This window comes from Devosia sp. YR412 (assembly GCF_900110945.1).
GTDB lineage: Bacteria > Pseudomonadota > Alphaproteobacteria > Rhizobiales > Devosiaceae > Devosia.
The window spans coordinates 200353-226925 of sequence record NZ_FOFL01000001.1 but is presented as its reverse complement, the minus strand read 5'-3'; the positions used below and the strand labels follow the sequence as shown (position 1 = coordinate 226925).

Below are 26573 nucleotides of genomic sequence, written 5' to 3'. Positions count from 1 at the left end.
GTTTTTGCTGCAGGGGGTTACCACCTTGTGAGCAGACCCTTGCGCATGGCACAAAAGAACTTGTGCACGGCGTGGAACGGGTAGGCCAGCCTCAACTTATCCCCGTGGGCACAGGGAAATTGCATGCGGCTGATCTTGAGAATTGCCGGCACCTGGCTGATCGGCCTGGCGCTGGTCCTGCTGGTTGTCGATGGCACCAAATCACTGGGCGCCAATGCGCTGGTGTTTACAAGTCTCTCGGACCTGTGGACGACCGTGCATCCACCGAGCCTTGCGGCGGTGGAAGAGTTTTTCGAGACCCGGTTCTTTGCCCAACTGCTCGATGCGGCGCTCAAGGCGGTGCTGAACTATCCGGCCTTTGCGGTGTTCGGACTGCCGGGGATTGTGCTGGCCTTACTGGGCCGCGCGCCACGGCGCGAACGCTTCCTGCGGGCCGACCAGATCTAGCCGTGTAACCAAGCTGCCCGTCCTTACGAATGACGGGCTGAAAGGAAGATACGACATGTTCTTCAAATCCAAACCCACTGCAATTCCGACGGCAGAACAAGCGCTTCCGGGCCGCAGCACGCCGATGAGCGTCGCCAGCGAGCACTTCGTCAACGGCCGGAGCCTCAAGGGCCCCTACCCCGCCGGCGCCGAGACGATCTATTTCGGCATGGGCTGTTTCTGGGGTGCCGAGCGGCTGTTCTGGACGCTGCCGGGCGTCATCGTCACGGCGGTCGGCTACCAGGGCGGCTCGACGCCGAACCCGACCTATGAGGAAACCTGCACCGGCATGACCGGGCATACCGAAGCGGTCAAGGTCGTCTACGATCCGGCCACAATCAGCCTCGATATGCTGCTCAAGACCTTCTGGGAGGAGCATAATCCGACCGAATTCATGCGCTCTGGCAATGACGTGGGCACCCAGTATCGCTCGGCGATCTATACGACGAGCGACGAGCAGGCTGCGGTGGTCGAGCAGAGCCGTAATGCCTATCAGGCGGCGCTGAGCAAGCAGGGGCTGGGTCGAATCACCACCGAGATATCCCCGGCTGCCGAGTTCTTCTATGCCGAGACCTATCACCAGCAATATCTGGCCAAGAATCCGCGCGGCTACTGCGGCTTGCAGGGCACTGGCGTGAGTTGCCCGGTGGGTGTCGGCGTCGCCGCCGAGTAGTGACTATGGACGAAAAATAACGGATTCTGAACGCCGGTCCGGGTCTCGAACCGGCGTTTTGCGTTAACGGACTGTTAGCATTGAGCACCACCTATCCGACAATCATGCATCGCGATGGCTTTGAGGCGTTTGTGCTGGCACTGCCCCAGACGACCCTCGTGCGGCAGTGGCGCGACGACTCCGTGGCCAAGGTCGGCGGCAAGATTTTTGCGCTGCTGGATCGCGATCCGGGCGAGGTGTGGCTCAAGGTGTCGGAGATGGCTTACGAGCTGCTGACCGAACTGGATGGCGTGCGGCCGGCGCCGTATTTTGCGCGGGCGAGCTGGGTGGCGATTTCGGTCGAGAGCCCGCTGACCGGCGACGAAGTGGAAGCCTATGTGCGGGAGGCGCATAGGATCATTGCAGGGAAGCTGAGCAAGAAGGTCCGGGCGGAGTTGGGGCTCTAGGGCACAACGGCAAACACCTGCAGCGGGCTATCGGGCAGGCTGACATCCTGTAGCCAGTCCGGGAGATTGCCCGCCGCGTAGAGGCTGGCGAAGCTGTCTTCGGCGCGGTCGGGGAAGCCCGCGACTTCCGGCATGGACGGGCAGAGGACGACGAGGCCGATGCCGCGCTCGGTCAAGATCTGCCGTGCTGTGGCGATCGGGTCGCTGAAGAAGCGGAAGGTGTCGCGGACGCCTTGCTGAATGCGGTGATAGGGCGCCGAGACCACTTCGTGCGGGGTGTAGAGCAGGATATGCGCGCCGAGGTCGATCGGCGACAGGATCCGCTCGGGCGGCAGGGCGGCGAGGTCATTGAAGGCCGAGGGGACGAGGCAGAGCTCCTTGTCTGCGCGGAGTTCCGCGACGGTTTGCGCTTCCTGGGGCACGGCATTGACCACCGCGGTGACCAGCAGGGACAGCACGACGCCGGCAAAGGCCAGCCAGCTGAACACCAGGCCGAGGATTTGCGGGATACGCGGGGCGGCCAGGTAGCGCTGGCGCGCGGTGACGATCAGCCAGGCGGCGGCGGGCATGGCCGGCAGGATGGCGAGGCGGACACCGCGCACCTGCACCAGCATGACCAGCGATGTGGCCAGCAGGAAGACCAGCAGCACCGCCCAGTCCTCGCGCTGATGCTCCACCCGCCACAGGCGAATGAGCACGATCAGCACAGCAAGAAGCGCCGGCACGCCGACCGAGACGGCATAGGCGGGCAATTCCGTGAGCGTGGTCAGCCAGGGCTGCGCCTCGACAATGCCAGCCATCCAATGGCTCTGCAGCCATGGGTCAAGCGCGCCATAGGGGCCCTTGAGGCATTCGGGATAGAGCATGACCATGATGGCCAGGCCGGTCCCGCCGAGCACGGCCAGCACGGCGAGACGCTGCCAGACGGCGCGCAGCGGCAGCAGGCTGGCCAAGGTAAAGACCAGGCCCACGACCAAAGCAATGCCGACATAGAAGGGAGAGATGACGTCGCAGGCCGCTTCGAGCCAGCGGGCGGGTGGGCGGAAGATGGCGAGATACAGCACCGCAGCGATGCCGAAGCTGAGGCCAAAGGCGCGCATGGTCGCGGCGCGGGCCGGGTTGGCGACCCAGACCAGGCCCATGACGGCAATGGCGGCGGCGACGGGCGGCAGGGATTCGGTGGCTATCGCCAGGGCTGTGGCGGCGAAGAGCCCGCAGAGCATGGCGAAGCGCGGCCGGTGCAGCGCTTCCACCGCCGACCACAGCATGGCGAGGGTAAGCAGGATGATGACATTGTGGTGGTCGACGCGGCCGGGGGTGAATTCGGCGATGACCGCGGGGCTGAGCACGGGCAGGACGACGGCGGGCAGCACGCCTTCGGGACCGACCAGACGATTGGCCAGCAGGGCACTGATACAGAGCAGGAGCGCCAGCAGCAGCATGGGCCAGAGATAGCCGGCGGCGACCATGGCGGTATCGAGGCCGAGGATGGGCGTGAACGCCATGACCAGCAGGCCCAGTGGCAGGTCGACGAGGCGCGACCAGTGGATCTCGGCGCCGAAGGGCGTGTTAAGGCGATGCGCCGTCAGGTCATACCAGGGCTGGCCCTGGATGAAATCGCGCACCACCACCATGCGCATGGCGTCGTCGGTATCGGCAAAGAAGGGCAGGCCGGCGCGGCCGAGTGTGGTGCGGACCACGAGGATGACCACGGCCACGAAAAACACGGCGGCGACGAGACGAAGGTCTGGGCCGGGTCTGGCGGTGGCAGTGGTCACGATAGGCATCCTTGGTGGCGGCCGGAGAATGGCGCGGCAGGGGTTAAAATGGGGTTTGGAGGAGAGACAAGGTCGGGAAACCGGCTGCACAAGAAATAAGCAATTGCCTTTTGACCCGGATCGATTTAACAAGTTATTACTTGTTTAATTTGCGAGCAATGACATGACCGATGCCGTTGAGGGCCGGTGGGCCGAGATCCTTACGCCGCACTATGCGCCGGTGACGCTGATCCTCTGTCTGGGCGTGGCGCTGTTGGCGTTCAATGCGTTCCTCGCCTCGGTGTCGCTGCCGACGGCGGTGCAGGAACTGGGCGGGGTGGCGCTGATCTCCTGGGCGCTGACGCTGTTTCTGGTGTTTGCCATTGTCGGCGGCTCGGGCGCGGCGCTGCTCAAGCAACGCCTGGGCGCGCGATCGGCGCTGCTGGTCTCGGCCGGGGTGTTTCTCGTCGGCACGGTGGTGGCGGCGACGGCGGGCTCGATGGAGCAGGTGCTGGTCGGCCGGGCGCTGCAGGGACTGGGCGAAGGCGTGGTTTCAGCAATCTGCTTTGCGCTGATCCCTGAGCTGTTTCCGTCGCGGCTGGTGCCGAAAGTGTTCGGGCTGCAGGCGATGATCTGGGCGATTGCGGCCTTTGGCGGGCCGGCGGCGGCCGGGCTGCTGACCGAGCTGGTGAGCTGGCGGGCAGCATTTCTGGTCAACGTGCCGTTGGTGCTGATCTTTGCCGCCATGGTGACGGTGAAAGTGCCGGCGCATTCGGCGACGGATCGCGCCGTGGTGAGCTTCCCGGGCTTGCGGTTATTGGTGATTGGCGCGGGCATCATGCTGGTGGCGCTGGCCGGCGTGGTGCCGCCGCTGCCGGCGACGGCGCTGCTGGTCGGGGCCGCGGCGCTGCTGGTGGGCGCCGTGTGGCTGGACGGGCGCGCCAAGGACCGGCTGATGCCGCCTGACGCGTTCCGGCCAATCTCGGTGGTGGGCACCGGGCTCTGGATGGTGCTGCTGATCAATGTGGCCGGGGCGGGTTCGGCGGTTTATCTCGTGCTGGTGGTGCAGGAGATGTGGGGCTTTGGCCCGACAGCGGCGGGGGCGGTGGCGGCGGTGCTGGCGGTGGCCTGGAGCCTGTCGGCGATCACGGTGGCCAATGTGCGCAGCAAGGAAACGCGGAAACTGCTGATCCGCGTGGGACCGTTGATGATCGGTATTGGCCTGTTGCTGGTGATGGCCGGATTGCAGGCGGATCAGGTGGCGGTGGTAATCGTGGGGCAACTGATTGTCGGCTCGGGCTTTGGCACCTGCAATGGCTACCTGAACCTCACCATGATGGAAGCGGCCAGCGACGAAGAGCGCGACCGCACCTCGGCGCTGATGCCGACGACGCAATCGGCCGGCAATGCGATCGGCGCGGCGCTGGCCGGGGTGGCGGCAAATGCGGCGGGCATGGCGACGGCCGTGTCGGCAGCGGAGGTCAAGCTCGCAGTGGTTCCGGTTTATGTGCTGGGAGCGGTTGTGGCAGCGCTGGCGGTGGCGGCAGCGTGGCGGATGGTCGGGATGATCCGGCCGCAGGATGCGAACTCGAGCTTTGCGGCGGGGTAGATTGCCATTGCCTTCCGGTCCAGCCGCTTATCCGAGACGCTCCACAATCACGATGTCATCCCGGCCTTGAGCCGGGATCCATCTCGAGATTTCGCCGCAGCCGCAAGGTGCTCGATCTGGCGGCGCGTGACGCGATCTCAGGATGGAGCCCCGGCTCAAGGCCGGGGTGACATCGTGGGTGTGGGCCATCAAGTGCAAGCCATAGAAAAAGGGCGGTGGTTGGGAAACCACCGCCCAGTCTGTCAGGGAGAAAACGAGTGCGGGGTGTTACCCGCGGGGCTGAGGAACAATGCGCAGGTAGGGCTTGGGTTCCTTCCAGCCGGCGGGGAACTTTTCCTTGGCGGCTTCGGCGGATACGGACGAAGCGATGATGACATCTTCGCCTTCCTTCCAGTTGACCGGGGTGGCGACCGAGTACTTTGCCGTCAGCTGCAGGCTGTCGATGACGCGGATCACTTCGTCGAAGTTACGGCCGGTGGAGGCCGGATATTCGATCTTGAGCTTGACCTTCTTGTCCGGGCCGATGACGAAGACCGAGCGGACGGTCAGCGTATTGTCCGCGTTCGGATGGATCATGTCGTAGAGCGTGGCGACTTCGCGCTTGGTGTCGGCCAGCAGCGGGAAGTTCAGAGCCGCGCCTTGCGTCTCCTCGATATCCTTGGCCCAGGCGCCGTGATCTTCCAGCTTGTCGACCGACAGGCCGAGCACCTTGACGCCGCGCTTGTCGAACTCGGGCTTCAGCTTGGCCGTATAGCCCAGCTCGGTGGTGCAGATCGGCGTGAAATTCTTGGGGTGGCTGAAGAGAACCGCCCAGGAGCCATCGATGTAATCGTGGAAGTGGATCGGGCCTTCGGTGCTATCGAGGGTGAAATCGGGGGCGGTGTCGCCGATCAGAATGGACATTCTTGTTGCCTTTTCCTCATGGGCCATAGGCCCGCATGTTCTGCGTTAGAATATCGTTCTCCGCGCCGACAAAGCAGCGGGAGACAGCGAAATGCTTTTATATTCTGCGGTGTTAATGCGCCATGGCGTTCCAAGCGGAGGCCATAACGGAGTTAGCGGGCCACAGGCGCGCCATTGCTCCAGGTGACCTGCTCGGTGTTGAGCGGGATGACCGATAGGCTCATCTTGCCGGAGCCCTGCTGGATTTCGCGGGCATGGGCCAGGTAGATCAGCGAATTGTTGGCCTGATCATAGATGCGCGAGACGCGCAACGACTTCCAGATCAGCGAGCGGCCTTCCTTGAAGATTTCCTCGCCGCCGGGGCGGGTATTGATGTCGCCAATGGTGATGGGACCGGTGACCGAGCAATCGAGCGCCGAATAGGAGGGGTCCTCGAACCAGTTGCCCTGCTGCAGCCGGTCGATGAAGGAGCGGTTGAAATAGGCGAGGTGACAGGTGACGCCGGCCACTTCCGGATCAGCCACCGCATCGATGGAAATGTCATTGCCGGTCCAGTCAACGCCGACGGAGCCGACCTCGCGGCTATCGCCGCAGGCGGTGAGAGTCACGGCAAGCGCGGCGGTCAGGGCGAGGGCAGCGAGACGGTTCATGGGCGCGGGGCTCCAGATGGGTTCGATGAACAGATGGCCCGCCCCCTGCCCCGGCGCAAGACGTCAGCGGGTATTTTCACGCAAATGCCGTTCCAACAATCGCACCAGCAGCGACAGCGAAATGGTCATGGTGAGGTAGAGGAAGGCCACGACGTTATAGGTCTCGAAGAACAGGAATGTGCCGGAGGAATAGACCTTGCCGAGCTGGGTGATGTCCTGCACGCCGAGCGCCGAGACCAGGGCCGAGTCCTTGACCATCGAGACGAAGTCATTGGCCAGCGGCGGCAGGATATTGCGCAGCGCTTGCGGGAAGGTGACGAGGCGGAAGCATTTCCAGCGGGAAAAGCCCAAAGCGCGGGCGGCCTCGATCTGGCCCCTGTCGACGCTCTCGATGCCGGCGCGGAAGATTTCGGCGATGAAGGCGGAATAGCAGACGGTGAGCGCCAGGATGGCGCGCCAGACGAAGTCGAACTGGCGGACGGTAATGGCGGCATCGAAGGGCTGCAGCAGCCAGTTGATGGCGACGACGAGGCCCGGCGCGCCGACGAAGGCGACGTAGAAGAGAAACACCAGCACCGGAATGCCGCGGATGATTTCAACGTAGAAGGTCGAGACCTCGCGCAGGACGCGGTGTTGGCTGGTGCGGGCGATGGCGATGAGCAGGCCCAGCGCCGTGGCGGCGGCAAAGGCGATGATGGTTACCCAGACGGTGGTGATGACGCCGCCGGACAGGGCGCGGAAGATCTGGGAATAGGTGGTGTCGGCCGTGATGCCCCAGAGGCCGAGCACGAAGAGCAAAGCAATGGCCAGCAGCCACCACGGGGTGCGGGACAGGATGGTGGGTTTGCGGGGGGTGTAGGTCATGAGGGTGGGGATCGCGGCGGGCCGCGATCCCGAAGATTCCACTATTGGGCCGAGTTGTACTCGTAGAACCACTTCTGCTGCAGGGCGTCCATGGTGCCGTCGGATTTGATCTGGGCCAGGGCCGCGTTGATCGGGGCAACGAGGTCGCTGTCAGGGGGCAGGATGAAGCCGAAATCTTCCGAGCCGAGCGGGCTGCCGATGACTTTGAAGGCGCCGGGATTGGCGCCGATATAGCCATTGGCCGAGGTCTGATCCATCAGCACGGTATCGACATCGCCGGCCTGCAGCGCGGCGACCGAGGTGCCGAAAGTGTCGAACAGCTTGATGCGCGGATTGGCTTCGTCGCCGTCGAGGACGTTATAGACCGCGACGTAGAAATTGGTGGTGCCGGCCTGGGCGCCGACCAGCAGGTTTGCGTCCTCGCCAAAGCTGGCCGCATCGGTGAAGCGGGTCTCGTCGGCGCGCACCAGCATCAGCTGTTCGGAGGTGAGGTAGGCATCGGAGAAGGCGACCTGGGCCTTGCGCTCGTCGTTGATGGTGATGCCATCCATGCCGACATCATACTGGCCGTCGCGAACCGCCTGGATCATGACGTCCCAGGAGCTGAGCTCCCACTTGACCGTGGCGTTGAGCCGCCTGGCGATCTCGTTGAACAGGTCATATTCAAAGCCGATGCCCTCCCCCGTCGCCGGATCGGTGAAGTTGAGCGGCACATAGGCGTTTTCGGTGACGGCGACGATTTCGCGGCCGGCGAGGTCGGGCAGCGCATCCTGCGCCATGGCCGGCAGGGCCAAGGTGGTCACAAGCGCAGCGGCGGCGAGGATTTTGACGAGGTTCATGAGGCTCCAGTCTCCCAAGCAGGATTTTGCCGGGAGACTAGAGCAAAGCGCGCGCCCTTGGGAATGGGCTTTGTGACGCAATCAGGTGCGGAGCACACCGCCGGAGGTTTTGGTGACCGCAGCGATGACGGCGGCGGAGATCTTGTCGATGTCTTCCTCGGTCAGCGTCTTGTCCGTCGGCTGGATGGTGACTTCGATGGCCACGGACTTCTTGCCTTCGCCGACATGGCTGCCTTCAAAGACGTCGAAGACATTAACGTCCTTGATCAGCGCCTTGTCGGCGCCGCGGGCGGCCTTGAGGATGGCGCCGGCAGTGATGGCCTTGTCGACGACGAAGGCGAAGTCGCGGCTCAGCGGCATCAGGGCGGAGAGGTCGAGGGCCGGCTTGGTCTTGGTGGCTTTTTTCCGCGGCTCTGGCAGGGCATCGAGATCGAGTTCAAATGCCGCGACTGGGCCCTGGATGTCGAGTTCTGCCGCCCAGGCCGGATGCAGTTCGCCGAACCAGGCGAGGGTTTTCGGACCCTGCGCCACGCGGCCACCGCGGCCGGGATGGCTCCAGGGGGCGGGCTCGGCAAAAAGCTGCACCTTGTCGATGTCATAGCCAAGCGCATCGAGTACGGCGGCGAGGTCGGCCTTGGCATCGAAGACACCGACGGCTTCCGCCTTGCCGGACCAGTGGCGGCCCGAACCATCGAGCTTGGCCGTGCCGGTGCGGATACCCGTCGCATAGGTGTGCTGGCCATCGGGCGCGTCGGAGAGGAAGACCTGGCCGACTTCGAACAGGGCGAGATCGGCGGTGCCGCGATTGGCATTGCGGCGCGCGGCAGCGAGCAGGCCCGGCAACAAGGACGGGCGCATGTCGGTCATGTCGGAGGCAATGGCATTGGCCAGTTGCAGGCCTTCGCTGCCACCGCCGAAGCGGGTGGCTTCGTCGTGGCTGATGAAGCTCCAGGTGACCGCTTCGTCAAGACCACGGGCGGCAAGCGAACGGCGGGCGATGCGGCGGCGGTTCTGGATCGAGGTCAGCATGCGCTGGGCAACGTGGCTCAGGCGCGGCAGCGGCTCAAGCGGCACATTGTCGACGCCGACCATGCGCATGACTTCTTCCACCAGATCGGCCTTCTGCGTCACATCGGGGCGCCAGCTTGGCACTTTCACCGTGAAGGCTTCCGGCTTGCCGGAGAGTTGAAAGCCGAGGCGCGACAGGATGGCGGTGGCGACCATCGGCTCCACCTCAAGGCCGGTGAGGCGCTTCACTTCGCTGAGCGGGAATTCAACGACGGTATTGGCGAAGACGTCTTCGCCGGAGATGGCCGGCTGCATCGGCTCGCCGCCGCAGAGTTCGAGCACGAGGCGGGTGGCCAGTTCGAGGCCGGGTTCGGTCAGGGCGGGATCGACATTGCGCTCGAGGCGATAGCGGGCGTCCGATACGATACCGGTCTTGCGGCCGGTGCGTGCGATCAGCTCGGGATCCCAGCTGGCGCATTCCATGAAGACGTTGGTGGTCTCGTCGGTGACGCCGGAGCGGATGCCGCCCATGATGCCGCCGAGGCAGAGCGGGCCGGTGTCGTCGGCAATGACCGTCATGGTCTCGTCGAGCGTGTAGATCTTATTGTCGAGCGCATCGAAAGCCTCGTTGCGCGCATTGCGTAGCACCGGCTGGCCATTGAGCTTGTCGGCATCATAGGCATGCAGCGGCCGGCCCCAGCCGAGCGACACCAGATTGGTGATATCGACGATGGTGTTGATCGGGCGGAGGCCAACGGCGCGCAGGCGCTGCTGCAGCCATGCCGGCGACGGGCCGTTCTTGATGCCCTTGATATAGCGGCCGGCGAACTTGCGGATCGCCTTGGGCTCATCGGCAGAGAATTGCTGCGGCAGGGCGGCGATCGGGCTTGGGCCGGTCGAAGCGACCGGCGACATGTCTGTGGTCTTCAGCGTTCCGAGGCCGAAGGCGGCGAGATCGCGCGCCACGCCATAGACGCCCGTCGCATCGCCGCGATTGGGGGTGATGGAAATGTCGAACACCACGCCATTGATCTCGGCATAGTCGACGAATTTGACGCCAATCGGCGCATCGGCAGGGAGCTCGATGATGCCGTCGTGGTCGTTGCTGAGTTCCAGCTCGGCATTGGAGCAGAGCATGCCGTTGGAGACCTGCCCACGGATATTGCCCTTGCCGATGGTCATGTCCTTGCCGGGAATATAGGTGCCGGGGAAGGCAAAGACGGTCTTGAGGCCGGTGCGGGCGTTGGGGGCGCCGCAGACCACGTCGATCAGCTCGCCGGTGCCGGCATCGACCTTGCAGACGCGCAGCTTGTCGGCATTGGGATGCTGTTCGGCCGAGACGATATGGGCGGTGACGAAGGCGGAGAGGGCCTTGCCCTGGTTCTCGACGCTTTCGACCTCAAGGCCAACGGTGGTCAGGGTCGTGGAAATCTCGTCGACCGAGGCATCGGTATCGAGGTGATCCTGGAGCCATTCGAGGGTGAACTTCATGTGCTGGGCCTTCTAACGGAAGTCGCTGGCGCTGCCGGTGATGGGTGGCAGACTGCGGGAAATCGTGAACAGTTCGACGAGGACATTGGCGAAGCCTTCGGCGTCGTCGATGGCTTTGTGGGTATGGGCGATGTGGCCGTAAAATTCTGCCGGCAGCTTGCTCATGCCCCAGTCGAGATAGGGCGCACCGCGCAGGGTTCCGGCCATGGTGTAGAGGCAGATGCCGCCGCCGCGGAAGATCTGGCGCTGCTTGAACGGACCGCTGAGCACGCGGGTGCCGGCAAATTCGTCGAGATAGTGGTCCATCCAGAGGCCATCGAAAATCATCGGCGCAGCGACGAAGACCTTGGGGCCGGGCAGGATTTCGACCCAGTCGGCGAAGCGGGGCATGACCACGGCGGGCTCTTCGGCGTTGGCCGTTGTCGCCGCCCAGGCCTCGGGCTGGGTGGCCCACCAGGCCATGGTCTGCTCATTGGTGGTGCGATCGGGGCGCGCCAGCAATTGTGCCTCGAAGGTGCCATGGCGGGTGCCATCCGCCTCGATGGCCACCGAGGCAAAGCTCAACATGGAATTGTGCAAGGGCGTCGGCCCGTCGCTTTCGATATCGGTGACGATAAAGATCGGCGAGGCGACCAGGTTGTAGACCGGGCGGCCGGCAGGCAGGACTTCGACGAGGCGGAAGGTCTCGCAGACCACGTCCATGTCGGGCGAGAAACCGCCATTGCGGGCAAAATAGCGCTCGTGGCCGTCGCGCCAGGCGGCATAGTCGCCCTCGCCTTCCCGGTCGGTGAAGGCCGGGTCGATATCGTCGAAGCGCCTGATCTGGACGGAAAGGGTCTCGATAACGCAGGCAGGCTGCCCGGCGCCATTGCGCACCAAATCGCGGCGTTCAACCTGCGGCAGCGGCTCCTTACCGGGGCCATAGTCGCGCAGCGCACCACAGGTGGCGGTCTTTTTCCCGGCCAGCACCAAAGCCAACAGCTCATCGGCCAGTTCCGGCGAGTCGCCAAAGCTGAACTGGATGGCGGATGCGTAGTGGGGCGGGAGCGCAGCCATCGTCTAACTGCTCAGGCCGCCAAACAGGGTCGGCAGGTCAAGCGGGCGGAAGCCGTAGTGGTCGAGCCAGCGCTGGTCCGCGTCGAAGAAGGCCCGCAGGTCGGGCATGCCGTATTTCAGCATGGCGATGCGGTCGATGCCCATGCCCCAGGCGAAGCCCTGGTAGACATCCGGATCGAGGCCGGCATTGCGGATCACATTGGGATGGACCATGCCGCAGCCGAGGATTTCGAGCCAGTCGCTGCCTTCGCCAATCTTCACTTCCGAGCCGGAGCGGTCACACTGAACGTCGACTTCCATCGAGGGCTCGGTGAAGGGGAAAAAGCTCGGGCGGAAACGCAGGGTGACGTTGGGGACTTCGAAATAGGCCTTGAGGAATTCCTCCAGCACCCAGCGCAGCTGGCCGATATGACTGGACTTGTCGATGACCAGCCCCTCGACCTGATGGAACATAGGGGTGTGGGTCTGGTCCGAGTCATTGCGATAGGTGCGGCCGGGCATGACCACGCGGATTGGGGGATCCATGGCTGGGGTAATATAGTTGGCAGCCGGCTTTTCATTGGTCTTTTGCATGACGCGCATCTGCACCGGCGAGGTGTGGGTGCGCAGGACCTTCTTCACCCCATCGGCGCCGGTCTTCATGAAGAAGGTGTCGTGCATTTCACGTGCCGGATGACCTTCGGGGAAGTTCAGCGCGGTGAAGTTGAAATAGTCGGTTTCGATATCGGGGCCTTCGGCGATGGAGAAACCCATGTCCGAGAAAATGGCGGTGATTTCGTCGATGGTCTGGGAAATCGGGTGAATGCGGCCGCGCGCGGTCGGGGCCGACTGCAAGGGAAGAGTGATATCGACGGTTTCGGCCTTGAGGCGGGCGTCGAGCGCGGCGGATTTCAGTTCCGTGCTCTTGGCCTCGATCAGGCCGGCGATTTCCACCTTGAGGCCATTGATGGCGGGGCCGGCGCTCTTGCGTTCTTCGGGAGCCATGGCGCCGAGCGAGGCCAGCAGCGCCGAAACGCTGCCCTTCTTGCCAAGCGCTGCGACACGCACGGCGTCGAGCGCGGCTTCGTCACCGGCGGCGGCAATGGCGGCCGAAAGCTCGGCGCGGAGGGTGTCGATCTGGTTCTCGAGGGACATGCTATTTCTCAACTCGGACGATTGGCGCGGTTAGAGCAATAAAAAACGCCCCGCGCCAGCCTTTTTGGGGCGGCGCAAGGCGTCAATTTGACCTCAGCAGAGCTGGGGAGAGTTAGGCGGCGGTGACGCGCTCGTGGGTCGTCTTTTCGACGGCTTCGAGATACGACAGGGCAGCCTTGGCCTTTTCGACCAGCACGCCGAACGCTTCGGGCTGGGTGATCGCGAGATCGCTCAGCACCTTACGGTCGACGGCAACCTCAGCCTTGCTGAGGCCGTCGATAAATCGACCATAGGTCAGGCCGTAATCGCGCACGGCAGCGTTGATACGCTGGATCCACAGAGCGCGGAAGTTGCGCTTCTTGACGCGACGATCGCGGTAAGCGTACTGGCCGGCCTTTTCGACCGCCTGCTTGGCGATACGGATCGTCGACTTGCGGCGGCCGTAATAGCCCTCCGCAGCCTTGAGAACCTTCTTATGACGGGCGTGATTGGTAACGCCTCTTTTAACGCGTGACATGTGTCAGCTTCCTTTCAGCGTTAGCGGTTGTACGGCATGTACCACTTGACCAGACCCTCGTCGCCCTTGGACAGGATCTTGGTGCCGCGGTTCGTGCGGATGTACTTTGCGTTGTGGTTGATCAGGCGGTGGCGCTTGCCTGCGACGCCTGCCTTGACGCGACCGGTCGCTGTGAAGCTGAAGCGCTTTTTGGCGCCAGACTTCGTCTTCATCTTGGGCATTTTGCGGGTCCTTATAAGAGATCGGATGGATTTGGCCCATCGCATTCAGAGATCGCCACGGCATGCCTTTTGGCCGGGCGATCCGGAGAAGTCGGCTCTATAGGGGGAATCCGGGAAAGTGGCAAGGCCCCAGAGGAGAGAGCCGCGCGATTGGGTGGCGATCCTCGAAGCGTCAAGGCTGTTGCGACAATCGGTCGCCCAGAGCGACCAATCACGGGACGGTGTTCACGTCAGCCAAATAATCTTTGAAACCTTTTATGGGTCGAATGCGTAATTCCTACCGAGTTCAAAACGACACGAACTAGCGTTAACCAAAGGAATTTATTATGAAAATCGTCAAGATCATTGCCCTGACCGCCGCTCTTGCTGCCGGCTCGACCGCTGCTTTCGCCGCACCGTACTTCGGCGTCGAAGTTGCCTCGCTGGAGTCCATCCAGGAAGCCCGCAACGCCACCGTGCTGTCGGTCAACTCGACCGAAGCCCGCCTGCTGGGCCTCGACAATGACGTCTCCTCGATCCGTGCCCGTATCCAGAGCAACCCGGCCCTGCTGATGAACGTGCAGGCCCAGGGCTTCGACGTTGAGCAGATCGTTGGCGTCAGCGGCCGTGACACCGGCCTGACCCTCTACGCACTGTAAGATCAGCCTACCAGCGTCATGACAGGCCGACCCTTCGGGGTCGGCCTTTTTGCGTTTAGCCGGCGCGGCGCAGTTGCAGAGGCTGCTGCGTGGAATAGACGCCGACGATCATGTCGAGCTCGCTGGCCTGTTCCTGGGTCTGCTCGATGGCCGCATTGGTTTCTTCGACCAGCGCCGCATTGTCCTGCGCCACTTCATCCATCTGCCGCATGGCATCAAAGACAATGCTGACCGCCGCCGACTGGGCGTGGCTGGAGGCGGCGATGTCCTGCATACGGGAGCTGTCGGCCTGCACGGCGCGGCTGATGTCTCCGAGGGTGCGGGTGGCGTCATCGACCAAGCGCGAACCATCCTGCACGGCGACGGCGGATTCGGCGACCAGCGCCTTGATGTCGGCGGAAGCCTGGGCGGTGGATTGCGCCAGGCGCCGCACTTCGACAGCCACCACGGCAAAGCCCTTGCCGGATTCGCCGGCCCGCGCCGCCTCGACCGAGGCGTTGAGCGCCAGCAAGTTGGTCTGGAAGGCGATGTCTTCGATCAGACGGGTGGTGGTGGCGATGCGGACGGAGGCATCGGCAATGCCGGCCATGGCCTCGGTCATGCGCTGCATGACGGCGCCACCGGTGCGGGCCAATTCAGTGGAGGTGCGGGCGCTGGCGGCGACCTGTTCGGCGAGACCGGCATTGCGGGTGATGTCGGTGGAAAGGGTCTGCACGGCGTTTGAGGTGGTTTCGATGGCGGCGATCTGCCGGCCGGTGCGGGCCGAAAGATCATTGGCACCGGTGAGGATTTCATCGGTGGCACGACGCAGGGCGCCCGAGGAGGTCGCGAGGCGGGTCATGGTGCCGGCGAGGCCTTCGGCGAGCGCATTGGTATCAGCCTGCAGGCGACCGAAGGCACCCTGGTAGTTGCCATGGACGCGCTGGGTGAGATCGGCGCGAGCCAGGGCCGAAAGTACGAGACCGGCATCTTCAAGGCCGCGGGCGACGGTGCCGACCAGGGCATTGACGCTGTGCGCCAGGCCATTGAGCTCGGCCATGCCGTAGTCGCAGTCGAGGCGGCGGGTGAAGTCGCCCTGGGCTGCGGCGGCCACGACGGTTTCGACGTCATTCTGCAGCGTTTCGCGGCGGGTGGCGATATCGGCGGCGCGCTGCATGTCGGCCTCGCGGCGAGCGGTATCGTCGCGCAGCTGGCGGCCATTGGCACCAAAGACATCGAGCGCGCTGGCGATGCGGCCCAATTCACTGTGGCGATCGGCACCGGCCAGATTGGCGTTGAAATCGCCATCCGCCATGGCCTGCATGGCCTGGGCGATGACGCGGATGGAATGGGACAGCCAGCGGGCAGTGATGAAGGCGAGGAGAATGCCGAGCAGCAAAGCAAAAGTGCCGGCAAGCAGGGCGCCGAGGCTGACCTGATTGACCTGATCGGCAGCGGTCTGGCCGAGCAGCGCCTGTTCAGCGGTGGCGGCATCGGCCTGGGCACCGAAGGTGGCGGCTAGGCTGGCGTCGATGGCAGCGGTATTTTCACCGAGGCTGGCGCGCTCGACGAGGCGGGTGAAGAGCTGATCGACGGCGCCGGAGAAGTTTTCCAATTCGGCCGTCACGGCATCCACGGCAGCGACGTCATCGGCCTTGAAGAAGATCGAGCGCAATTCGCCCAGGGTGGTACGGGCGGCGGCGGCAAGGCTGTCGACCTGATCATGCGCCGCGGCATCGGGGGTGAGCAGCATGGCGGTGACGGCAATGCGCATCTGCAGCAGGTTCTGCATGGCGAGGCCGGAGACGGCGGCCGCCTTGGCATTGAGGCCGCTAGACTGTGCAGCATTGGCGATCAGCGCGCCGAGCGTATCGCTGGCACTGACGCCGGCGGCTTCCATGCTGAAGCGCAAGGCGGCGACATCGCTATCGAGGGCGATCATCATGTCGATGACGGCGCGATATTGTTCGGTCGCTTCGCCCGGAACGGTCGTGCCCAGCGTGGCGATCATGGCCTGCGCGGCTTCAGCGCCAGCGGCATCGGGCTGGCGCCGGTAAGCGGCGACGGCGAGGCGGGCATCGGCAAGGGCAGCCGCATTGATGCTGGCTTGATGGGCGCTGTCGGAACTGCCGCGGAACTGCGCGAAATTGCCGGCGCCGGACTGCACGCCGACCAGAGCGATGACAACAAGCAGGGCCATCAGCCCGATCAAGGCGCCGAAAGCCAGGTAAATCCGACCAGCAATGCTGAGACGCGACAGGTTCATGCTTGACCCTTTGAGTACGACGTCTCCTCCCTGATCGGGTGGCTAGCGTGACAAGGGTTAAGCCGAGGTCAACGACCTCGTCATGCAGATTTCATATGACGCTTCAAGCGGTTGCGGCTGGGCGAATCGCGCGGTTGCTTATTTTTCCGCTATTGCAGCGGCCAGCATGGGTTCGAGATGATCTTCAAACAGCAGGCCGGGAGAGGCGGCCATCGCCGCGCTATACAGCGCTTCGGCTTCGAGCGAGATGGTGAGGAAGGCCGCGAGACCGTCCACGTCCTGTTGCGGCAGTCCGTAATAATCGGTTTGCAGCCGGCGGAGGATTTCGCGCTTGGAGGCGATCATGCCGGCGGCAACATCCTTGCCATTGCTCATTGAGGACGCGCGCTTGATATAGTCGTGCAGCGGCGTGCCGAGATGCAGCGACGTTGGCGCGGTGCGGTAGAGCTGCAGCAGGAATTCGAGATCGGTCATGTTGCTCATGGTCGGGTCATAGCGGCCATCGGCGCGGCGGCGATCCCAGAGGATCATCGAATCCATCGAGAGACTGACCCATTTGTGACTGCCTGGGGTGAGCACGCTGTCAGCGCCCTGCCCGACGAAACGCAGATGCGAAAAGTCCTCGGTCATGACGTCGAGCGCGGTGGTGACCACCGCGTGATCGGCCAGACCCTTGAGCGCAAGCTCGAGCTTTTGCGGCTTGAGGCGGTCGTCGGCGTCGAGAATGGCGGCGTAGGGGGCGGTGATCTGCTCCAGCGCGACATTGCGGGTGACGGAGGCGCCTCGGCCTACGCCGCCGCTGGAGAGGTTACGAATGCGCGGGTCGCTGATGCCGGCTTCAGCCAGGAACGCTGCATAGTTGGCGCCATCATCGGCGATTAGCCAGAGCTGCCAGTCGGCGTGGGTCTGAGTGAGCACACTCTGGACGGTGGTGACGATCGTTGCCTGCGCTTTGTAGGCCGGGGTGATGATGGCGACGGTCTGGTCCATGCGGCGATCCTGCTCTTGAACGGGGCCATGGTCTGTCCCATATGTCCCAACAGGCGCGCGATGCCACTCCAATCGGGTCCGCGCCAATACGTTGCTTGATAATCAAGGACGGCGTGGATGTCGCGTATTTCGGTGTTTTCCGCCCCATTTCTCCTCGGCTTCGACAGTTTCGAGGAGCGAGTCGACCGGCTGGCCAAGTCCGCCGACGGCTACCCGCCCTATAATATCGAGCGCATGACCGATGCCGATGGCACGGAACGCTTTCTGATCTCCATTGCCGTAGCCGGCTTTGGCGTCAGCGAGCTGGATGTGATCGCCGAGGACAATACCATATTGGTCCGCGGCAAGCAGAAGGACGAGCCGGGCAAGGAGTTCCTACATCGCGGTATCGCGGCGCGGCAATTCCAGCGCAGCTTCCTTCTGGCCGATGGCATGATCGTGAAGGATGCAACTTTAGGGCATGGTATGCTCGTTGTTGCTGTAGAGCGTCCCCAGACGCCCAAGATCGCCCGACGTATCGATATTCGCTCAGTCTGAGAAAGGGCCGACACAATGTATGAGAAACGCAACGAAGCCGCGGCCGAAGCGCTGAACCATCCCCTCAAGCTTTTGACGCGCGCGCAGTTTGCCGCGCTGGGTGGCGACGCCGTGGCCTATGTCCGTCCCGTCAGCGGGGCGGTGCTTGCCACCATGATCCATGACGCCGAATTCGAGGCGGAGAGCGATTACCAGCTGGTGATGTCGGCCGACGGCACGCCTTTGCTGGTGACCGACACTGAAGACGGCGTGCTGGACTGGCTCGGCGACAAGAATTTGGGACTGGCCACGCTGCACTGAGGCGGGGTTGGTTTGAATTGAGCAAAGGCCTTCCGACATAAGTCGGAGGGCCTTTTGTGTTTCCGGGCGTGATGCCTGGCTCCCTCTCCCTGAGGGAAGAGGGCGGGGTGAGGGGTTCAGTGGTGGGTTGAGGCCTTGTGCTCTAGCCGACCACTGAACCCCTCACCCGCCGCTACGCGGCGACCTTTCCCCTCAGGGGAGAGGTGAGACAGGCAGGGCCTCCAGTGATTAGGGAAGGTTCCGCAAACTCCGATGTCATCCCGGCCTTGAGCCGGGATCCATCTCGAGATCTTTCTGCAGCCGCAAGATGGTTCGAACGATCGACCTTGCGGCTGTTGGGAAATCTCAGGATGGGCCCCGGCTCAAGGCCTTGGTAACACCGTGGGTGTGGGACATCAGGTGACCGAACAAACAACAAGGCCCCGGACATGTCCGGGGCCTTTTCAATTCACTGGCAGATTCTAAGCCGCGTAATTGGCTTCAAACGGGGCTGTGAGAATGGCCCGAAGCTGTGCCGGATCGCTGGTATCGCGGAGCTGGTCCACCACCGCTTCAGTGCGCAACAGGCGCGCGACGCGGGAGAGGGCCTTGAGGTGATCGGCGCCGGCGCCCGCGGGAGCCAGCAGCATGACCACCAGATCGACCGGCTGGTCATCGACCGAATCGAACTCGATCGGATTGTCCAGCCGGGCAAACAGCGCCACGACATCCTTGAGACCGGCAATCTTGCCATGGGGAATGGCAATGCCATTCCCAAGCCCGGTAGAGCCCAGCTCTTCACGGCTGGTGATCGAGCTCAGGATGTCAGCAGCATCATGGCCGCTGATTTCCGCCGCACGGGTGGCAAGTTCTTCAAACAACTGGCGTTTCGTTTTTACGGCCGTGCAACAAAGCACGGCGCGCTCAGCCAGGATATCGGCCAATTCCATACAATCTGCCCTGGATCAACTTTGCTTACTGTGGCGTCGAAACCGGATCAATTGGTCCCGAGGGCTGGATCGATCCAGCCAATATTGCCGTCGGAGCGGCGGTAAACCACATTCAGCCCGCCATGTCCAGCATGGCGGAACATCACAATCTGGCCACCGGTCAGATCAAGCTCCATCACAGCCTCCTCAACCGAGAGCTGACGCAGGTTCTTGGTGGTCTCGGCAATGACCGGCGGCGCATAGTCTTCGGCCAGGTCATCGACGTCATCGGAGGCGCCGAAAACCGTATAGGCGGCGGTCAAACCATCGTCGGCGCCATTGATGCCGCGCGGGCGCTGCTTGAGGCGGCGATTGTAGCGACGGAGGCGCTTTTCGATATTGAGCGCCATCAATTCATAGGCACTGGTAGCGTCGCCGCCCTGGGCGTTGGCTTGCAGGGTAGCGCCGGAATCGAGGTGGACTACGCAATCGGCGCGAAAGCCGATGCCGTCGGGGGTGAGAGTGAGATGTCCGTCATAGCCGCCGTCGAAATATTTGCCGACCACGGTGGCGAAATGATCCTCTGCCTTGCCGCGCAAGGCATCGCCAACGTCCATGTTCTTTCCCGAAACGCGTAAAGTCATGGCTTCCTCTTCCTTTGTCGTTGGGGGGGCCGTCCCGCAATGCGGAACGCCTCCATCGTTCCTGGTCGCCTTTCCGAACCGCAAAAATGGCAGCCACTTTTGCTGGAAACGCTCCAGTATTCGACGCGAGGTCTCGAAAAGCCGGTTCCCGGATTTTCGGGATCACGTCTGTCACACACGTGGGTATGTGACAGCCATGATGCTAGACCCGCCTGCGCCAGAGACGCAATGCGCAAGTGCCCTTCAGGGTTCGTTTATCGCTTGGACTTCGCCTCACAATGGCCTTAGCCTTCGCGAGCGGTTAAGGGCGGCGTGATGATTTTCGGATGCGGCAGCGTGGCTGCCTAGCTCGCTTCAGCCAGATTCTTCTTCTGCCGCCGGCGGATCACCGAACTGGGGATATTCATCCCCTCGCGATATTTCGCCACCGTGCGGCGGGCGACGTCGATGCCCTGTTCCTTCTTCAGCATCTCGGCCAGCGTATCGTCGCTCAACACGTCGCTGAGCTGTTCGGCATCGATCAGCTGGCGAATGCGGTGGCGCACGGCTTCGGCCGAGTGATCGCTGCCGCCATCGCTCGATGAAATGGCGGTGGTGAAGAAGTATTTCATCTCGAACAGGCCGCGCGGCGTGGCGATATATTTGTTCGAGGTGACGCGGCTGACCGTCGATTCATGCATGTCGATGGTTTCGGCGACCATTTTCAGCGTCATCGGCCGCAGATGGGCGATGCCATGGGTCAAAAAACCATCCTGCTGGCGGGTGATTTCGGCAGCGACCTTGAGAATGGTCTGGGCGCGCTGGTCGAGACTTTTGGTCAGCCAATTGGCGGTCGCGAGGCAATCGCTGAGGAAGCTCTTTTCGGCGGGATCGCGGGCCTTTTTGGTGACGGTGGCATAGTAGACGCGATTGACCAGCACGCGCGGCAGGGTTTCCGAATTGAGCTCGATCTGCCAGGCGCCGTCATTGCCGCGGCGCACGAAAACGTCGGGCACCACCGATTCGACCGGGCCGGAATCGAAGGCCAGGCCCGGCTTGGGGTCGAGCTGGCGGATTTCGGCCAGCATGTCGCTGAGGTCTTCGCGATCGCAGCCGACGGCGCGCATCAGGCCGGCCATATTGTGCTCGGCCAGCATCCCGATGTTATCGAGCAGGGCCTGCATCATCGGATCAAGCCGGTCGCGCTCGCGCAATTGCATGGCGAGGCATTCCGGCACGCTGCGGGCAAAGACGCCGACCGGGTCGCAGCCTTGCAGGGCCTCCAGCACCGCCTCGATATCGGCGCGCTCGGCGCCGAGCTGTTCGGCCAAGGCGTCGAGATCCGTGTTGAGATAGCCGGCCTCATTGAGCCCATCGATCAGGTGGCGCGCGATCAGCCGATCGGCCGTGGTGCGCAGGATCATGTTGGACTGGTTTTCGAGATGTTCGCTGAGCAGCGGCCTGCTGGCGACGAACTGGTCGATATCGGGCGCTTCGCCGGCTTCGCTACTGCCATTGCGGTCGAGCCGGCTCTGCGGATTGAGCTGGTCCTGTGCCGACTGGTCGGGGAAGACATTGTCGACGGCCGTATCATAGCCATCGGCTATGGAATCAGCGTCCTGAATACGGACGCCGCGATCGACGGTATCCTCGTAGGCGCTGATTTCCTGGCTGCGCTCGGGCGGCTCCGGCGGCTCGATATCGCCGGGTTCGGCGCCATCCTCGCGCTCGAGCAGCGGGTTGCGCAACAATTCGGCATCGACGAAATCATTGAGCTCAAGATGGCTCAACTGCAGCAGCCGGATCGACTGCATCAGTTGCGGCGTCAGTGTCAGGCTCTGGGCCTGACGGAATTCCAGACGCGGCGAAAGTGCCATTCAGCCCAGACCTTCAGTGCAAACAGATTGCCGTCGCCGGCCTCTTCCCGGGCGGACCATGACAAATTTTTGAGCAGCGGGCAAGGTGCAGGGCAAGTTCTGTGCCAAGTGATACCAGTAGAGGTGGGACTGCGACTGCGGGACGTTCGGGCCGCAGCCTAGAGCTCGAATCCCTCGCCCAGATATACCCGCCGTGCATCGGGATCGGCGCTGATGGTTTCGGGCTTGCCCTGGATCATCACCTTGCCGCCGTGGATAACATAGGCGCGATCGACGAGGCCGAGCGTTTCGCGCACGGCGTGGTCGGTAATGAGAACGCCGATGCCGCGGCGGGTGAGCTGGTGGACGAGGCCCTTGACCTCGTTGACGGCGATGGGATCGACACCGGCGAAGGGCTCGTCGAGCAGCATGAAGACCGGATCGGCGGCCAAAGCGCGGGCAATTTCGACGCGGCGCCGCTCGCCACCGGAGAGGGCCAGGGCATTGGCTTTGGCGAGGTGCTGGATGGAGAATTCTTCCAGCAGCGCTTCGAGCCGGGCCTTGCGCTCGGCCTTGCCCTTCACGTGGTTTTCCAGCACCGCCATGATATTGCCGGTAACGGTGAGGCCGCGGAAAATCGACGGTTCCTGTGGCAGGTAACCGATGCCGAGCTGGCCGCGCTGGAACAGCGGCAGGCGGGTGATGTCGCGGCCATCGAGGCTGATCAAGCCATTGTCTGGCTTGAGCAGCCCCATGATCATGGTGAAAACCGTGGTCTTGCCGGCGCCATTGGGGCCGAGCAGGCCGACGGCCTCGCCACGGCGCACGGCAATGGAGACATCGCGCACCACGATGCGCTTGCCAAAGCTTTTGGCAAGGCCATGGGCGACCAGCCAGCCGGTCTGGTCGATGCGCGGCTTTTCGGAACTGGAACTCATTGGCTGGTGAAAACCCCGGTGACGCGGCCGCCGGAGCCGGACGAGGTGAAGGTCGAGACATTGGTTTCGAGGTTCACCACCAGTTCGCCGGCCGCGACCGTGCCGCCGGAATTGACCACATTCACATTGCCGGTGAGGCGCAGCATCTGATCGGCCGGGGTGAAGACGGCGCGATCGCCGGTGGCGTCCTGCTCGTCGGTGACGAGGCGCACCGAGCCGGTGGCGACAAAGCTTTCGATATCGCTGGTGCCGCCCTCGCCATAGATGGCGACGACCTTGTCAGCCCAGACTTTCACCGTCGGGTGAATGACCACGACATTGCCGGTGAAGACGGCGTTGCGGGTGGTTTCATCGACGGTGAAGAGGTCGGAGGTGATTTCAACCGGCTGCTGGGCAAAGGCCGGCAGGGCGGACAGGGCCAGGGCAATAATCAACAGCAGGCGCTTGATCATGGTGTGGGGTCTTTTCTGTCGCTCGTTGCAGGCGCGGCGCCCGGCGTGTCCGGCAGGGTGACCGTGGCGCGGGTGAATGTCCAGATCGAAGCTTGCGCGTCATAGTTGACGCCTTCGGCCACCAGATGGGTGCCATCGGCGTAATCGACCGTCACCGGCCCCTGCCCAACCAGTGACTGGGTGCGGAAATCAAACACTGAATCGGTAAAGACGCCGCGGGTTCCCTCGGAGGTCTCGATATTGGCAACCTCCTTGATCAGCACCAGTTCGCGCGTGGTGTCGAGCACGGCGGCCAGGGCATTGACTTTGGTGACGACGCCATCGGGGCGGGTCATGGTCAGCCGGCCATCGCTGAGGGCGATCTGGTCGGTGGCATCGGTGGCGGCCTGGGCGGCGGTAGCCGAGACGCGGTAAGCCGTGCCGTCATCGAGGAGGCCCGCATATTCGGGGGCATCGACGGAGACGCTTTCGCGGGTCACGGTTATCTTGCCGACCGAAAAGCGGCCGGTGAGGCTCGAGATATAGATCTGGCCGATCAATGCGACGAAGGCCACCGCGCCCAGCGCCGGCACGCCGATGCGCAGGATGGAGACGATGCGATTGCGCGCCATCAGGCGCTGATAGGTCACCTGTCGCTGGGCTGCATCGGCATGGAGGTTCACGCGGTGATCCGCCTTCAGCTGTGGGCGAAAATGTCGATCTCGTCCCAACCCAGGAGGTCCAGCTCGCAGCGGGTCTTGAGGAAATCAAAGCAGGACTGCGCCAGCTCCATGCGGCCTTCGCGCTTCAGCATGCGATCGAGATGGCGCTTGAGATCATGCAGATAGAGCACGTCGGAGGCGGCATAATCGAGCTGTGCGTCGCTGAGCTTGTCGGCGCCCCAGTCGGAAGACTGCTGTTGCTTGGACAGGTCGACATTGAGCAGTTCGCGCGCCAGATCCTTGAGGCCGTGCCGGTCGGTATAGGTGCGGACCAGCTTGCTGGCGATCTTGGTGCAATAGATCGGGCCGGTGACGACGCCGAAGCGGTTTTTCAGCGCGGCGACATCGAAGCGGGCATAGTGGAAAATCTTGGTGACATTGGCGTCGCCGAGGAGCTTGACCAGATTGGGCGCTTCGCTGACGTCCTGCGGCAGCTGCACGACATCGGCGCTGCCGTCGCCGGGCGAGAGCTGTATGACGCAGAGGCGATCGCGATGCGGATCAAGCCCCATGGTCTCGGTATCGATGGCCACTTCGCGACCGTAACGGGACAGGTCCGGCAGGTCGCCGCGGTGCAGTCGGATGGCCATGGGATACTCGCGAATAAGTGCGTCCAAACCCTGATGCCACAGCAAAGGGGCGATGGGAAGGCGAACGGGTCCGCCAGAAACGCAAAACCCCGGTCATGACTTTCGTCACGACCGGGGTTTTGAAAATTGGTGCCCAGAAGAGGACTCGAACCTCCACACCTTGCGGTACACGGACCTGAACCGTGCGCGTCTACCAATTCCGCCATCTGGGCTAGCGGGGGTGTAACTAGGGGCGGCGCGGGACTATGTCAATGCGCTTGTTGCGACTTTGTCATTTTCCCAACACCTACCAGTTGGCGCCGTCCCAATGCTGGATCGTGGTGCGGTCGACAGCCACTGGCGGCTCAAGGCAATTGACGTTGATCATCACCATGGCATTGCCCTTGCCGTCGTCGCCGCGGGCGAAGCTTTCGACACCGCAGGTCTTGCAGAACAGGTGCTCGATCTTTTCGGTGTTGAAGCGATATTCAGTGAGATTGTCGGCGCCGCTGAGCAGGGTGAACTGAGCGGCCGGAGCTGATTGCAGCACCCAGCCGAGACGGCGGCAACGCGAACAATTGCATTCGCCCATGCTGTCGAGCGCGGTGGTCACGTCGTATTGCACGGCGCCGCAATGGCACTGGCCGTGATAGGTTTTGGCGTCAGACATCACAGAACTCCTCCGCGTAATTCGAACAAATCAAGAACATCTATCCGCAAGAGTCAAGCCGAATCCCGGCGTGAGGCATGGACAGCGGCGCGGCGCGTGGGTTAGAAGCGGGGCGTTGAGAACGCCTGTTGCCGGAGCATCATGATGGACCGTATCGAACCCAAAATCGTCACCATTTTTGGCGGCGCGGGCTTTGTCGGCACCCAGATCGTGCAATTGCTGGCAAAGAACGGCCACCGCATCCGCGTGGCGACGCGCCGGCCGAACCTTGCTGGTCCGGTGAAAATGTTCGGCAGTGTCGGACAGGTGCAGCCGATCCAGGCCAATGTGCGTAATGCCGCTTCGGTGGCGCTGGCGGTGCGTGGCGCCGATGTGGTCATCAACCTCGTAGGCGTTGGCCATTCGCGCGGCGTGCAGACCTTCAAGGCCGTGCATACCGAAGGCGCCCGCAATGTCGCCGAGGCTGCCAAGGCTGCCGGCGTCACAACGCTGGTGCATATGTCGGCGCTGGGCGTCGATCTGGCGGCCGGTGTCAGCGACTACGCGTCGAGCAAGCTCGATGGCGAAGTGGCGGTGCTGGAAGCCTTCCCCAATGCCATCATCATGCGGCCCTCGATCCTGTTTGGTCAGGGCGATGGATTTTTTAACCTGATGGGCACGCTGGCCCGCATGTTCCCGGTGCTGCCGCTGATCGGCGGCGCGACACGCTTCCAGCCGGCCTATGTCGGCGACGTGGCCGAGGCTTTTGCCGCCGCGGCCGAAGGCAAGGTCAAGGCCGGCAAGATCTATGAGCTGGGCGGGCCGCAGGTCGAGACCTATAAGGACATTATGGCCCGCGTGCAGCGCGAGGCCGGCCGCAAGCGGCCGATGCTGCCGGTGCCGGCCGGCATTGCCAAGCTCTTGGCGCTGCCCTTTGCGATCCTGCCCTTCCCGCCGCTGCTGACTGCCGATCAGGTCGAGCTGCTTGGCGTCGACAATGTCGTCTCCGACGCTGCGATCAAGGACAAGCGGACGTTTGCCGCCTTCGGCATCACGCCGACGGCGATGGACACCATCCTGCCGAGCTATCTCTATCGCTTCCGCAAGCACGGCCAGTTCGACCGGGACAATGCCCCGGCGCCAATTCTCTAAGTTTTATTCAGCGACCAGGACCAGGGCGAGGCCGCCCAGGATGGTCAAAGCGCCATAGAGCAAAAGCCCGACCGGACCCTTCCGTGCGGGCTTTTCGCTTTTTGGTGTCTGTTTGGCTGCTGGTTTGGATTGGGTCATCATCTCCTCCTCAGGATGGAATGCTCCATGGGGGATCATGCGCCCGAGCCTGCGCGGCTGCAAGCCGTGCGATGGGTGGTAACCTGCCACTCGACCATAGGTCTCGTGGCCTTCCCGCCTAAAATCGCTCCACCGGAGCGATTTTGCCTGCGGCCGGCGATAAGTCATAAGATATATCTTGAAATTGCTGGAATGCGCGCCGATCTTTCTAGTCAGTGCAACG

General features: G+C 63.2%; 29 protein-coding genes and 1 tRNA gene. 8 read left to right on the top strand and 22 right to left on the bottom strand.

What is annotated here, in order from left to right; genetic code table 11:
- Positions 1-123 precede the first annotated feature (123 nt).
- The 3 genes from BM045_RS01140 to BM045_RS01130 all read left to right on the top strand — a co-directional run bounded on the left by BM045_RS01140 (position 124) and on the right by BM045_RS01130 (position 1605).
- Complete coding sequence (locus BM045_RS01140; RefSeq protein ID WP_092179175.1) at positions 124-447, top strand: hypothetical protein; 324 nt, start codon at positions 124-126, stop codon at positions 445-447.
- Positions 448-502: 55 nt separating this feature from the next.
- Complete coding sequence (msrA, locus tag BM045_RS01135; protein ID WP_092179174.1) at positions 503-1159, top strand: peptide-methionine (S)-S-oxide reductase MsrA; 657 nt, start codon at positions 503-505, stop codon at positions 1157-1159.
- Between the two features lie 80 nt (positions 1160-1239).
- Entirely contained in the window at positions 1240-1605 is a 366-nt protein-coding gene (locus BM045_RS01130; protein WP_092179173.1) for an MmcQ/YjbR family DNA-binding protein, read from the top strand.
- Here the strand turns inward: BM045_RS01130 and BM045_RS01125 are convergent.
- Positions 1602-3383, bottom strand: a complete 1782-nt coding sequence (locus tag BM045_RS01125; protein WP_139198667.1) for a hypothetical protein — start codon at positions 3381-3383, stop codon at positions 1602-1604. The genes BM045_RS01130 and BM045_RS01125 overlap by 4 nt on opposite strands.
- Positions 3384-3546: 163 nt before the next feature.
- Between BM045_RS01125 and BM045_RS01120 the strand changes: the two genes are divergently transcribed.
- Complete coding sequence (locus BM045_RS01120; protein WP_092179171.1) at positions 3547-4971, top strand: MFS transporter; 1425 nt, start codon at positions 3547-3549, stop codon at positions 4969-4971.
- Between the two features lie 267 nt (positions 4972-5238).
- On the opposite strand, the gene BM045_RS01115 is transcribed toward BM045_RS01120, so the two are convergent.
- The 9 genes from BM045_RS01115 to rpmI all read right to left on the bottom strand — a co-directional run bounded on the left by BM045_RS01115 (position 5239) and on the right by rpmI (position 13654).
- Entirely contained in the window at positions 5239-5874 is a 636-nt protein-coding gene (locus tag BM045_RS01115; RefSeq protein ID WP_092179170.1) for a peroxiredoxin, read from the bottom strand.
- A gap of 152 nt (positions 5875-6026) precedes the next feature.
- Positions 6027-6524, bottom strand: coding sequence for a CreA family protein (locus BM045_RS01110; protein ID WP_092179169.1), 498 nt, complete (start codon positions 6522-6524; stop codon positions 6027-6029).
- 63 nt (positions 6525-6587) lie between these two features.
- Positions 6588-7388 carry an amino acid ABC transporter permease gene (locus BM045_RS01105; RefSeq protein ID WP_092179168.1) on the bottom strand — a complete coding sequence of 267 codons (801 nt, stop codon included), beginning with the start codon at positions 7386-7388 and terminating at the stop codon, positions 6588-6590.
- A gap of 41 nt (positions 7389-7429) precedes the next feature.
- Positions 7430-8167: a transporter substrate-binding domain-containing protein gene (locus tag BM045_RS01100; RefSeq protein WP_244522898.1), complete on the bottom strand. Its 738-nt coding sequence runs from the start codon at positions 8165-8167 to the stop codon at positions 7430-7432.
- A gap of 141 nt (positions 8168-8308) precedes the next feature.
- On the bottom strand, positions 8309-10726 hold the full coding sequence (gene pheT, locus BM045_RS01095) for a phenylalanine--tRNA ligase subunit beta (protein WP_092179166.1): 2418 nt from the start codon (positions 10724-10726) through the stop codon (positions 8309-8311).
- 12 nt (positions 10727-10738) lie between these two features.
- Entirely contained in the window at positions 10739-11782 is a 1044-nt protein-coding gene (locus tag BM045_RS19350; protein WP_092179165.1) for an ASCH domain-containing protein, read from the bottom strand.
- A gap of 3 nt (positions 11783-11785) precedes the next feature.
- On the bottom strand, positions 11786-12916 hold the full coding sequence (gene pheS / locus BM045_RS01085) for a phenylalanine--tRNA ligase subunit alpha (protein ID WP_092179164.1): 1131 nt from the start codon (positions 12914-12916) through the stop codon (positions 11786-11788).
- A 112-nt stretch (positions 12917-13028) separates the two neighbouring features.
- Positions 13029-13433, bottom strand: coding sequence for a 50S ribosomal protein L20 (gene rplT / locus BM045_RS01080; protein ID WP_092179163.1), 405 nt, complete (start codon positions 13431-13433; stop codon positions 13029-13031).
- Between the two features lie 20 nt (positions 13434-13453).
- Complete coding sequence (gene rpmI, locus BM045_RS01075) at positions 13454-13654, bottom strand: 50S ribosomal protein L35 (RefSeq protein WP_035099236.1); 201 nt, start codon at positions 13652-13654, stop codon at positions 13454-13456.
- A gap of 326 nt (positions 13655-13980) precedes the next feature.
- Here rpmI and BM045_RS01070 point away from each other — a divergent pair, with 326 nt between their 5' ends.
- Positions 13981-14292 (top strand): hypothetical protein, encoded by a 312-nt coding sequence (locus tag BM045_RS01070; protein ID WP_092179162.1) that lies wholly within the window; start codon positions 13981-13983, stop codon positions 14290-14292.
- 55 nt (positions 14293-14347) lie between these two features.
- Here BM045_RS01070 and BM045_RS01065 read toward each other — a convergent pair whose 3' ends face one another.
- Positions 14348-16537, bottom strand: coding sequence for a methyl-accepting chemotaxis protein (locus BM045_RS01065; RefSeq protein ID WP_092179161.1), 2190 nt, complete (start codon positions 16535-16537; stop codon positions 14348-14350).
- A 138-nt stretch (positions 16538-16675) separates the two neighbouring features.
- Positions 16676-17527, bottom strand: coding sequence for a glycosyltransferase family 2 protein (locus tag BM045_RS01060; protein ID WP_092179160.1), 852 nt, complete (start codon positions 17525-17527; stop codon positions 16676-16678).
- A gap of 117 nt (positions 17528-17644) precedes the next feature.
- Between BM045_RS01060 and BM045_RS01055 the strand changes: the two genes are divergently transcribed.
- Together BM045_RS01055 and BM045_RS01050 are read left to right on the top strand one after the other, a co-directional pair.
- Positions 17645-18064: an Hsp20 family protein gene (locus BM045_RS01055; protein ID WP_092179159.1), complete on the top strand. Its 420-nt coding sequence runs from the start codon at positions 17645-17647 to the stop codon at positions 18062-18064.
- Between the two features lie 15 nt (positions 18065-18079).
- Positions 18080-18364 (top strand): DUF1150 family protein, encoded by a 285-nt coding sequence (locus BM045_RS01050; RefSeq protein ID WP_092179158.1) that lies wholly within the window; start codon positions 18080-18082, stop codon positions 18362-18364.
- A gap of 461 nt (positions 18365-18825) precedes the next feature.
- Here the strand turns inward: BM045_RS01050 and BM045_RS01045 are convergent, their stop codons facing one another.
- The 9 genes from BM045_RS01045 to BM045_RS01005 form a co-directional block, all read right to left on the bottom strand.
- Positions 18826-19293 carry a PTS sugar transporter subunit IIA gene (locus BM045_RS01045; RefSeq protein ID WP_092179157.1) on the bottom strand — a complete coding sequence of 156 codons (468 nt, stop codon included), beginning with the start codon at positions 19291-19293 and terminating at the stop codon, positions 18826-18828.
- Positions 19294-19340: 47 nt separating this feature from the next.
- The gene (locus BM045_RS01040; protein ID WP_092179156.1) at positions 19341-19916 is read right to left on the bottom strand and encodes a ribosome hibernation promotion factor; all 576 of its coding nucleotides are present in this window, start codon (positions 19914-19916) and stop codon (positions 19341-19343) included.
- A 344-nt stretch (positions 19917-20260) separates the two neighbouring features.
- On the bottom strand, positions 20261-21772 hold the full coding sequence (gene rpoN / locus BM045_RS01035; RefSeq protein WP_092179155.1) for an RNA polymerase factor sigma-54: 1512 nt from the start codon (positions 21770-21772) through the stop codon (positions 20261-20263).
- Positions 21773-21930: 158 nt separating this feature from the next.
- On the bottom strand, positions 21931-22689 hold the full coding sequence (gene lptB, locus BM045_RS01030) for an LPS export ABC transporter ATP-binding protein (RefSeq protein ID WP_092179154.1): 759 nt from the start codon (positions 22687-22689) through the stop codon (positions 21931-21933).
- Positions 22686-23141, bottom strand: a complete 456-nt coding sequence (lptA, locus tag BM045_RS01025; RefSeq protein ID WP_092179153.1) for a lipopolysaccharide transport periplasmic protein LptA — start codon at positions 23139-23141, stop codon at positions 22686-22688. The genes lptB and lptA overlap by 4 nt, the downstream gene beginning before the upstream one ends.
- Positions 23138-23803, bottom strand: a complete 666-nt coding sequence (locus BM045_RS01020) for a hypothetical protein (RefSeq protein WP_092179152.1) — start codon at positions 23801-23803, stop codon at positions 23138-23140. The genes lptA and BM045_RS01020 overlap by 4 nt, the downstream gene beginning before the upstream one ends.
- Positions 23804-23817: 14 nt before the next feature.
- Entirely contained in the window at positions 23818-24432 is a 615-nt protein-coding gene (locus BM045_RS01015; protein WP_092179151.1) for a ribonuclease D, read from the bottom strand.
- 127 nt (positions 24433-24559) lie between these two features.
- A tRNA-Leu gene (locus BM045_RS01010) sits at positions 24560-24644 on the bottom strand.
- A gap of 74 nt (positions 24645-24718) precedes the next feature.
- Positions 24719-25081: a GFA family protein gene (locus tag BM045_RS01005; protein WP_092179150.1), complete on the bottom strand. Its 363-nt coding sequence runs from the start codon at positions 25079-25081 to the stop codon at positions 24719-24721.
- Between the two features lie 144 nt (positions 25082-25225).
- Between BM045_RS01005 and BM045_RS01000 the strand changes: the two genes are divergently transcribed.
- A complete protein-coding gene (locus tag BM045_RS01000; protein WP_348271222.1) occupies positions 25226-26212 on the top strand; it encodes a complex I NDUFA9 subunit family protein in 987 nt (328 codons plus the stop codon).
- A gap of 3 nt (positions 26213-26215) precedes the next feature.
- On the opposite strand, the gene BM045_RS19235 is transcribed toward BM045_RS01000, so the two are convergent.
- Positions 26216-26350 carry a hypothetical protein gene (locus BM045_RS19235; RefSeq protein WP_280139414.1) on the bottom strand — a complete coding sequence of 45 codons (135 nt, stop codon included), beginning with the start codon at positions 26348-26350 and terminating at the stop codon, positions 26216-26218.
- Positions 26351-26573 lie beyond the last annotated feature (223 nt).

Coding starts and splice junctions, on each gene's coding strand:
- BM045_RS01140 (WP_092179175.1), top strand. CDS start 124: ATGCGGCTGATCTTGAGAATTGCCGGCACCTGGCTGATCGGCCTGGCG.
- msrA (WP_092179174.1), top strand. CDS start 503: ATGTTCTTCAAATCCAAACCCACTGCAATTCCGACGGCAGAACAAGCG.
- BM045_RS01120 (WP_092179171.1), top strand. CDS start 3,547: ATGACCGATGCCGTTGAGGGCCGGTGGGCCGAGATCCTTACGCCGCAC.
- BM045_RS01115 (WP_092179170.1), bottom strand. CDS start 5,874: ATGTCCATTCTGATCGGCGACACCGCCCCCGATTTCACCCTCGATAGC.
- BM045_RS01110 (WP_092179169.1), bottom strand. CDS start 6,524: ATGAACCGTCTCGCTGCCCTCGCCCTGACCGCCGCGCTTGCCGTGACT.
- BM045_RS01105 (WP_092179168.1), bottom strand. CDS start 7,388: ATGACCTACACCCCCCGCAAACCCACCATCCTGTCCCGCACCCCGTGG.
- BM045_RS01100 (WP_244522898.1), bottom strand. CDS start 8,167: ATGGCGCAGGATGCGCTGCCCGACCTCGCCGGCCGCGAAATCGTCGCC.
- pheT (WP_092179166.1), bottom strand. CDS start 10,726: ATGAAGTTCACCCTCGAATGGCTCCAGGATCACCTCGATACCGATGCC.
- BM045_RS19350 (WP_092179165.1), bottom strand. CDS start 11,782: ATGGCTGCGCTCCCGCCCCACTACGCATCCGCCATCCAGTTCAGCTTT.
- pheS (WP_092179164.1), bottom strand. CDS start 12,916: ATGTCCCTCGAGAACCAGATCGACACCCTCCGCGCCGAGCTTTCGGCC.
- rplT (WP_092179163.1), bottom strand. CDS start 13,433: ATGTCACGCGTTAAAAGAGGCGTTACCAATCACGCCCGTCATAAGAAG.
- rpmI (WP_035099236.1), bottom strand. CDS start 13,654: ATGCCCAAGATGAAGACGAAGTCTGGCGCCAAAAAGCGCTTCAGCTTC.
- BM045_RS01070 (WP_092179162.1), top strand. CDS start 13,981: ATGAAAATCGTCAAGATCATTGCCCTGACCGCCGCTCTTGCTGCCGGC.
- BM045_RS01065 (WP_092179161.1), bottom strand. CDS start 16,537: ATGAACCTGTCGCGTCTCAGCATTGCTGGTCGGATTTACCTGGCTTTC.
- BM045_RS01060 (WP_092179160.1), bottom strand. CDS start 17,527: ATGGACCAGACCGTCGCCATCATCACCCCGGCCTACAAAGCGCAGGCA.
- BM045_RS01055 (WP_092179159.1), top strand. CDS start 17,645: ATGTCGCGTATTTCGGTGTTTTCCGCCCCATTTCTCCTCGGCTTCGAC.
- BM045_RS01050 (WP_092179158.1), top strand. CDS start 18,080: ATGTATGAGAAACGCAACGAAGCCGCGGCCGAAGCGCTGAACCATCCC.
- BM045_RS01045 (WP_092179157.1), bottom strand. CDS start 19,293: ATGGAATTGGCCGATATCCTGGCTGAGCGCGCCGTGCTTTGTTGCACG.
- BM045_RS01040 (WP_092179156.1), bottom strand. CDS start 19,916: ATGACTTTACGCGTTTCGGGAAAGAACATGGACGTTGGCGATGCCTTG.
- rpoN (WP_092179155.1), bottom strand. CDS start 21,772: ATGGCACTTTCGCCGCGTCTGGAATTCCGTCAGGCCCAGAGCCTGACA.
- lptB (WP_092179154.1), bottom strand. CDS start 22,689: ATGAGTTCCAGTTCCGAAAAGCCGCGCATCGACCAGACCGGCTGGCTG.
- lptA (WP_092179153.1), bottom strand. CDS start 23,141: ATGATCAAGCGCCTGCTGTTGATTATTGCCCTGGCCCTGTCCGCCCTG.
- BM045_RS01015 (WP_092179151.1), bottom strand. CDS start 24,432: ATGGCCATCCGACTGCACCGCGGCGACCTGCCGGACCTGTCCCGTTAC.
- BM045_RS01005 (WP_092179150.1), bottom strand. CDS start 25,081: ATGTCTGACGCCAAAACCTATCACGGCCAGTGCCATTGCGGCGCCGTG.
- BM045_RS01000 (WP_348271222.1), top strand. CDS start 25,226: ATGGACCGTATCGAACCCAAAATCGTCACCATTTTTGGCGGCGCGGGC.
- BM045_RS19235 (WP_280139414.1), bottom strand. CDS start 26,350: ATGACCCAATCCAAACCAGCAGCCAAACAGACACCAAAAAGCGAAAAG.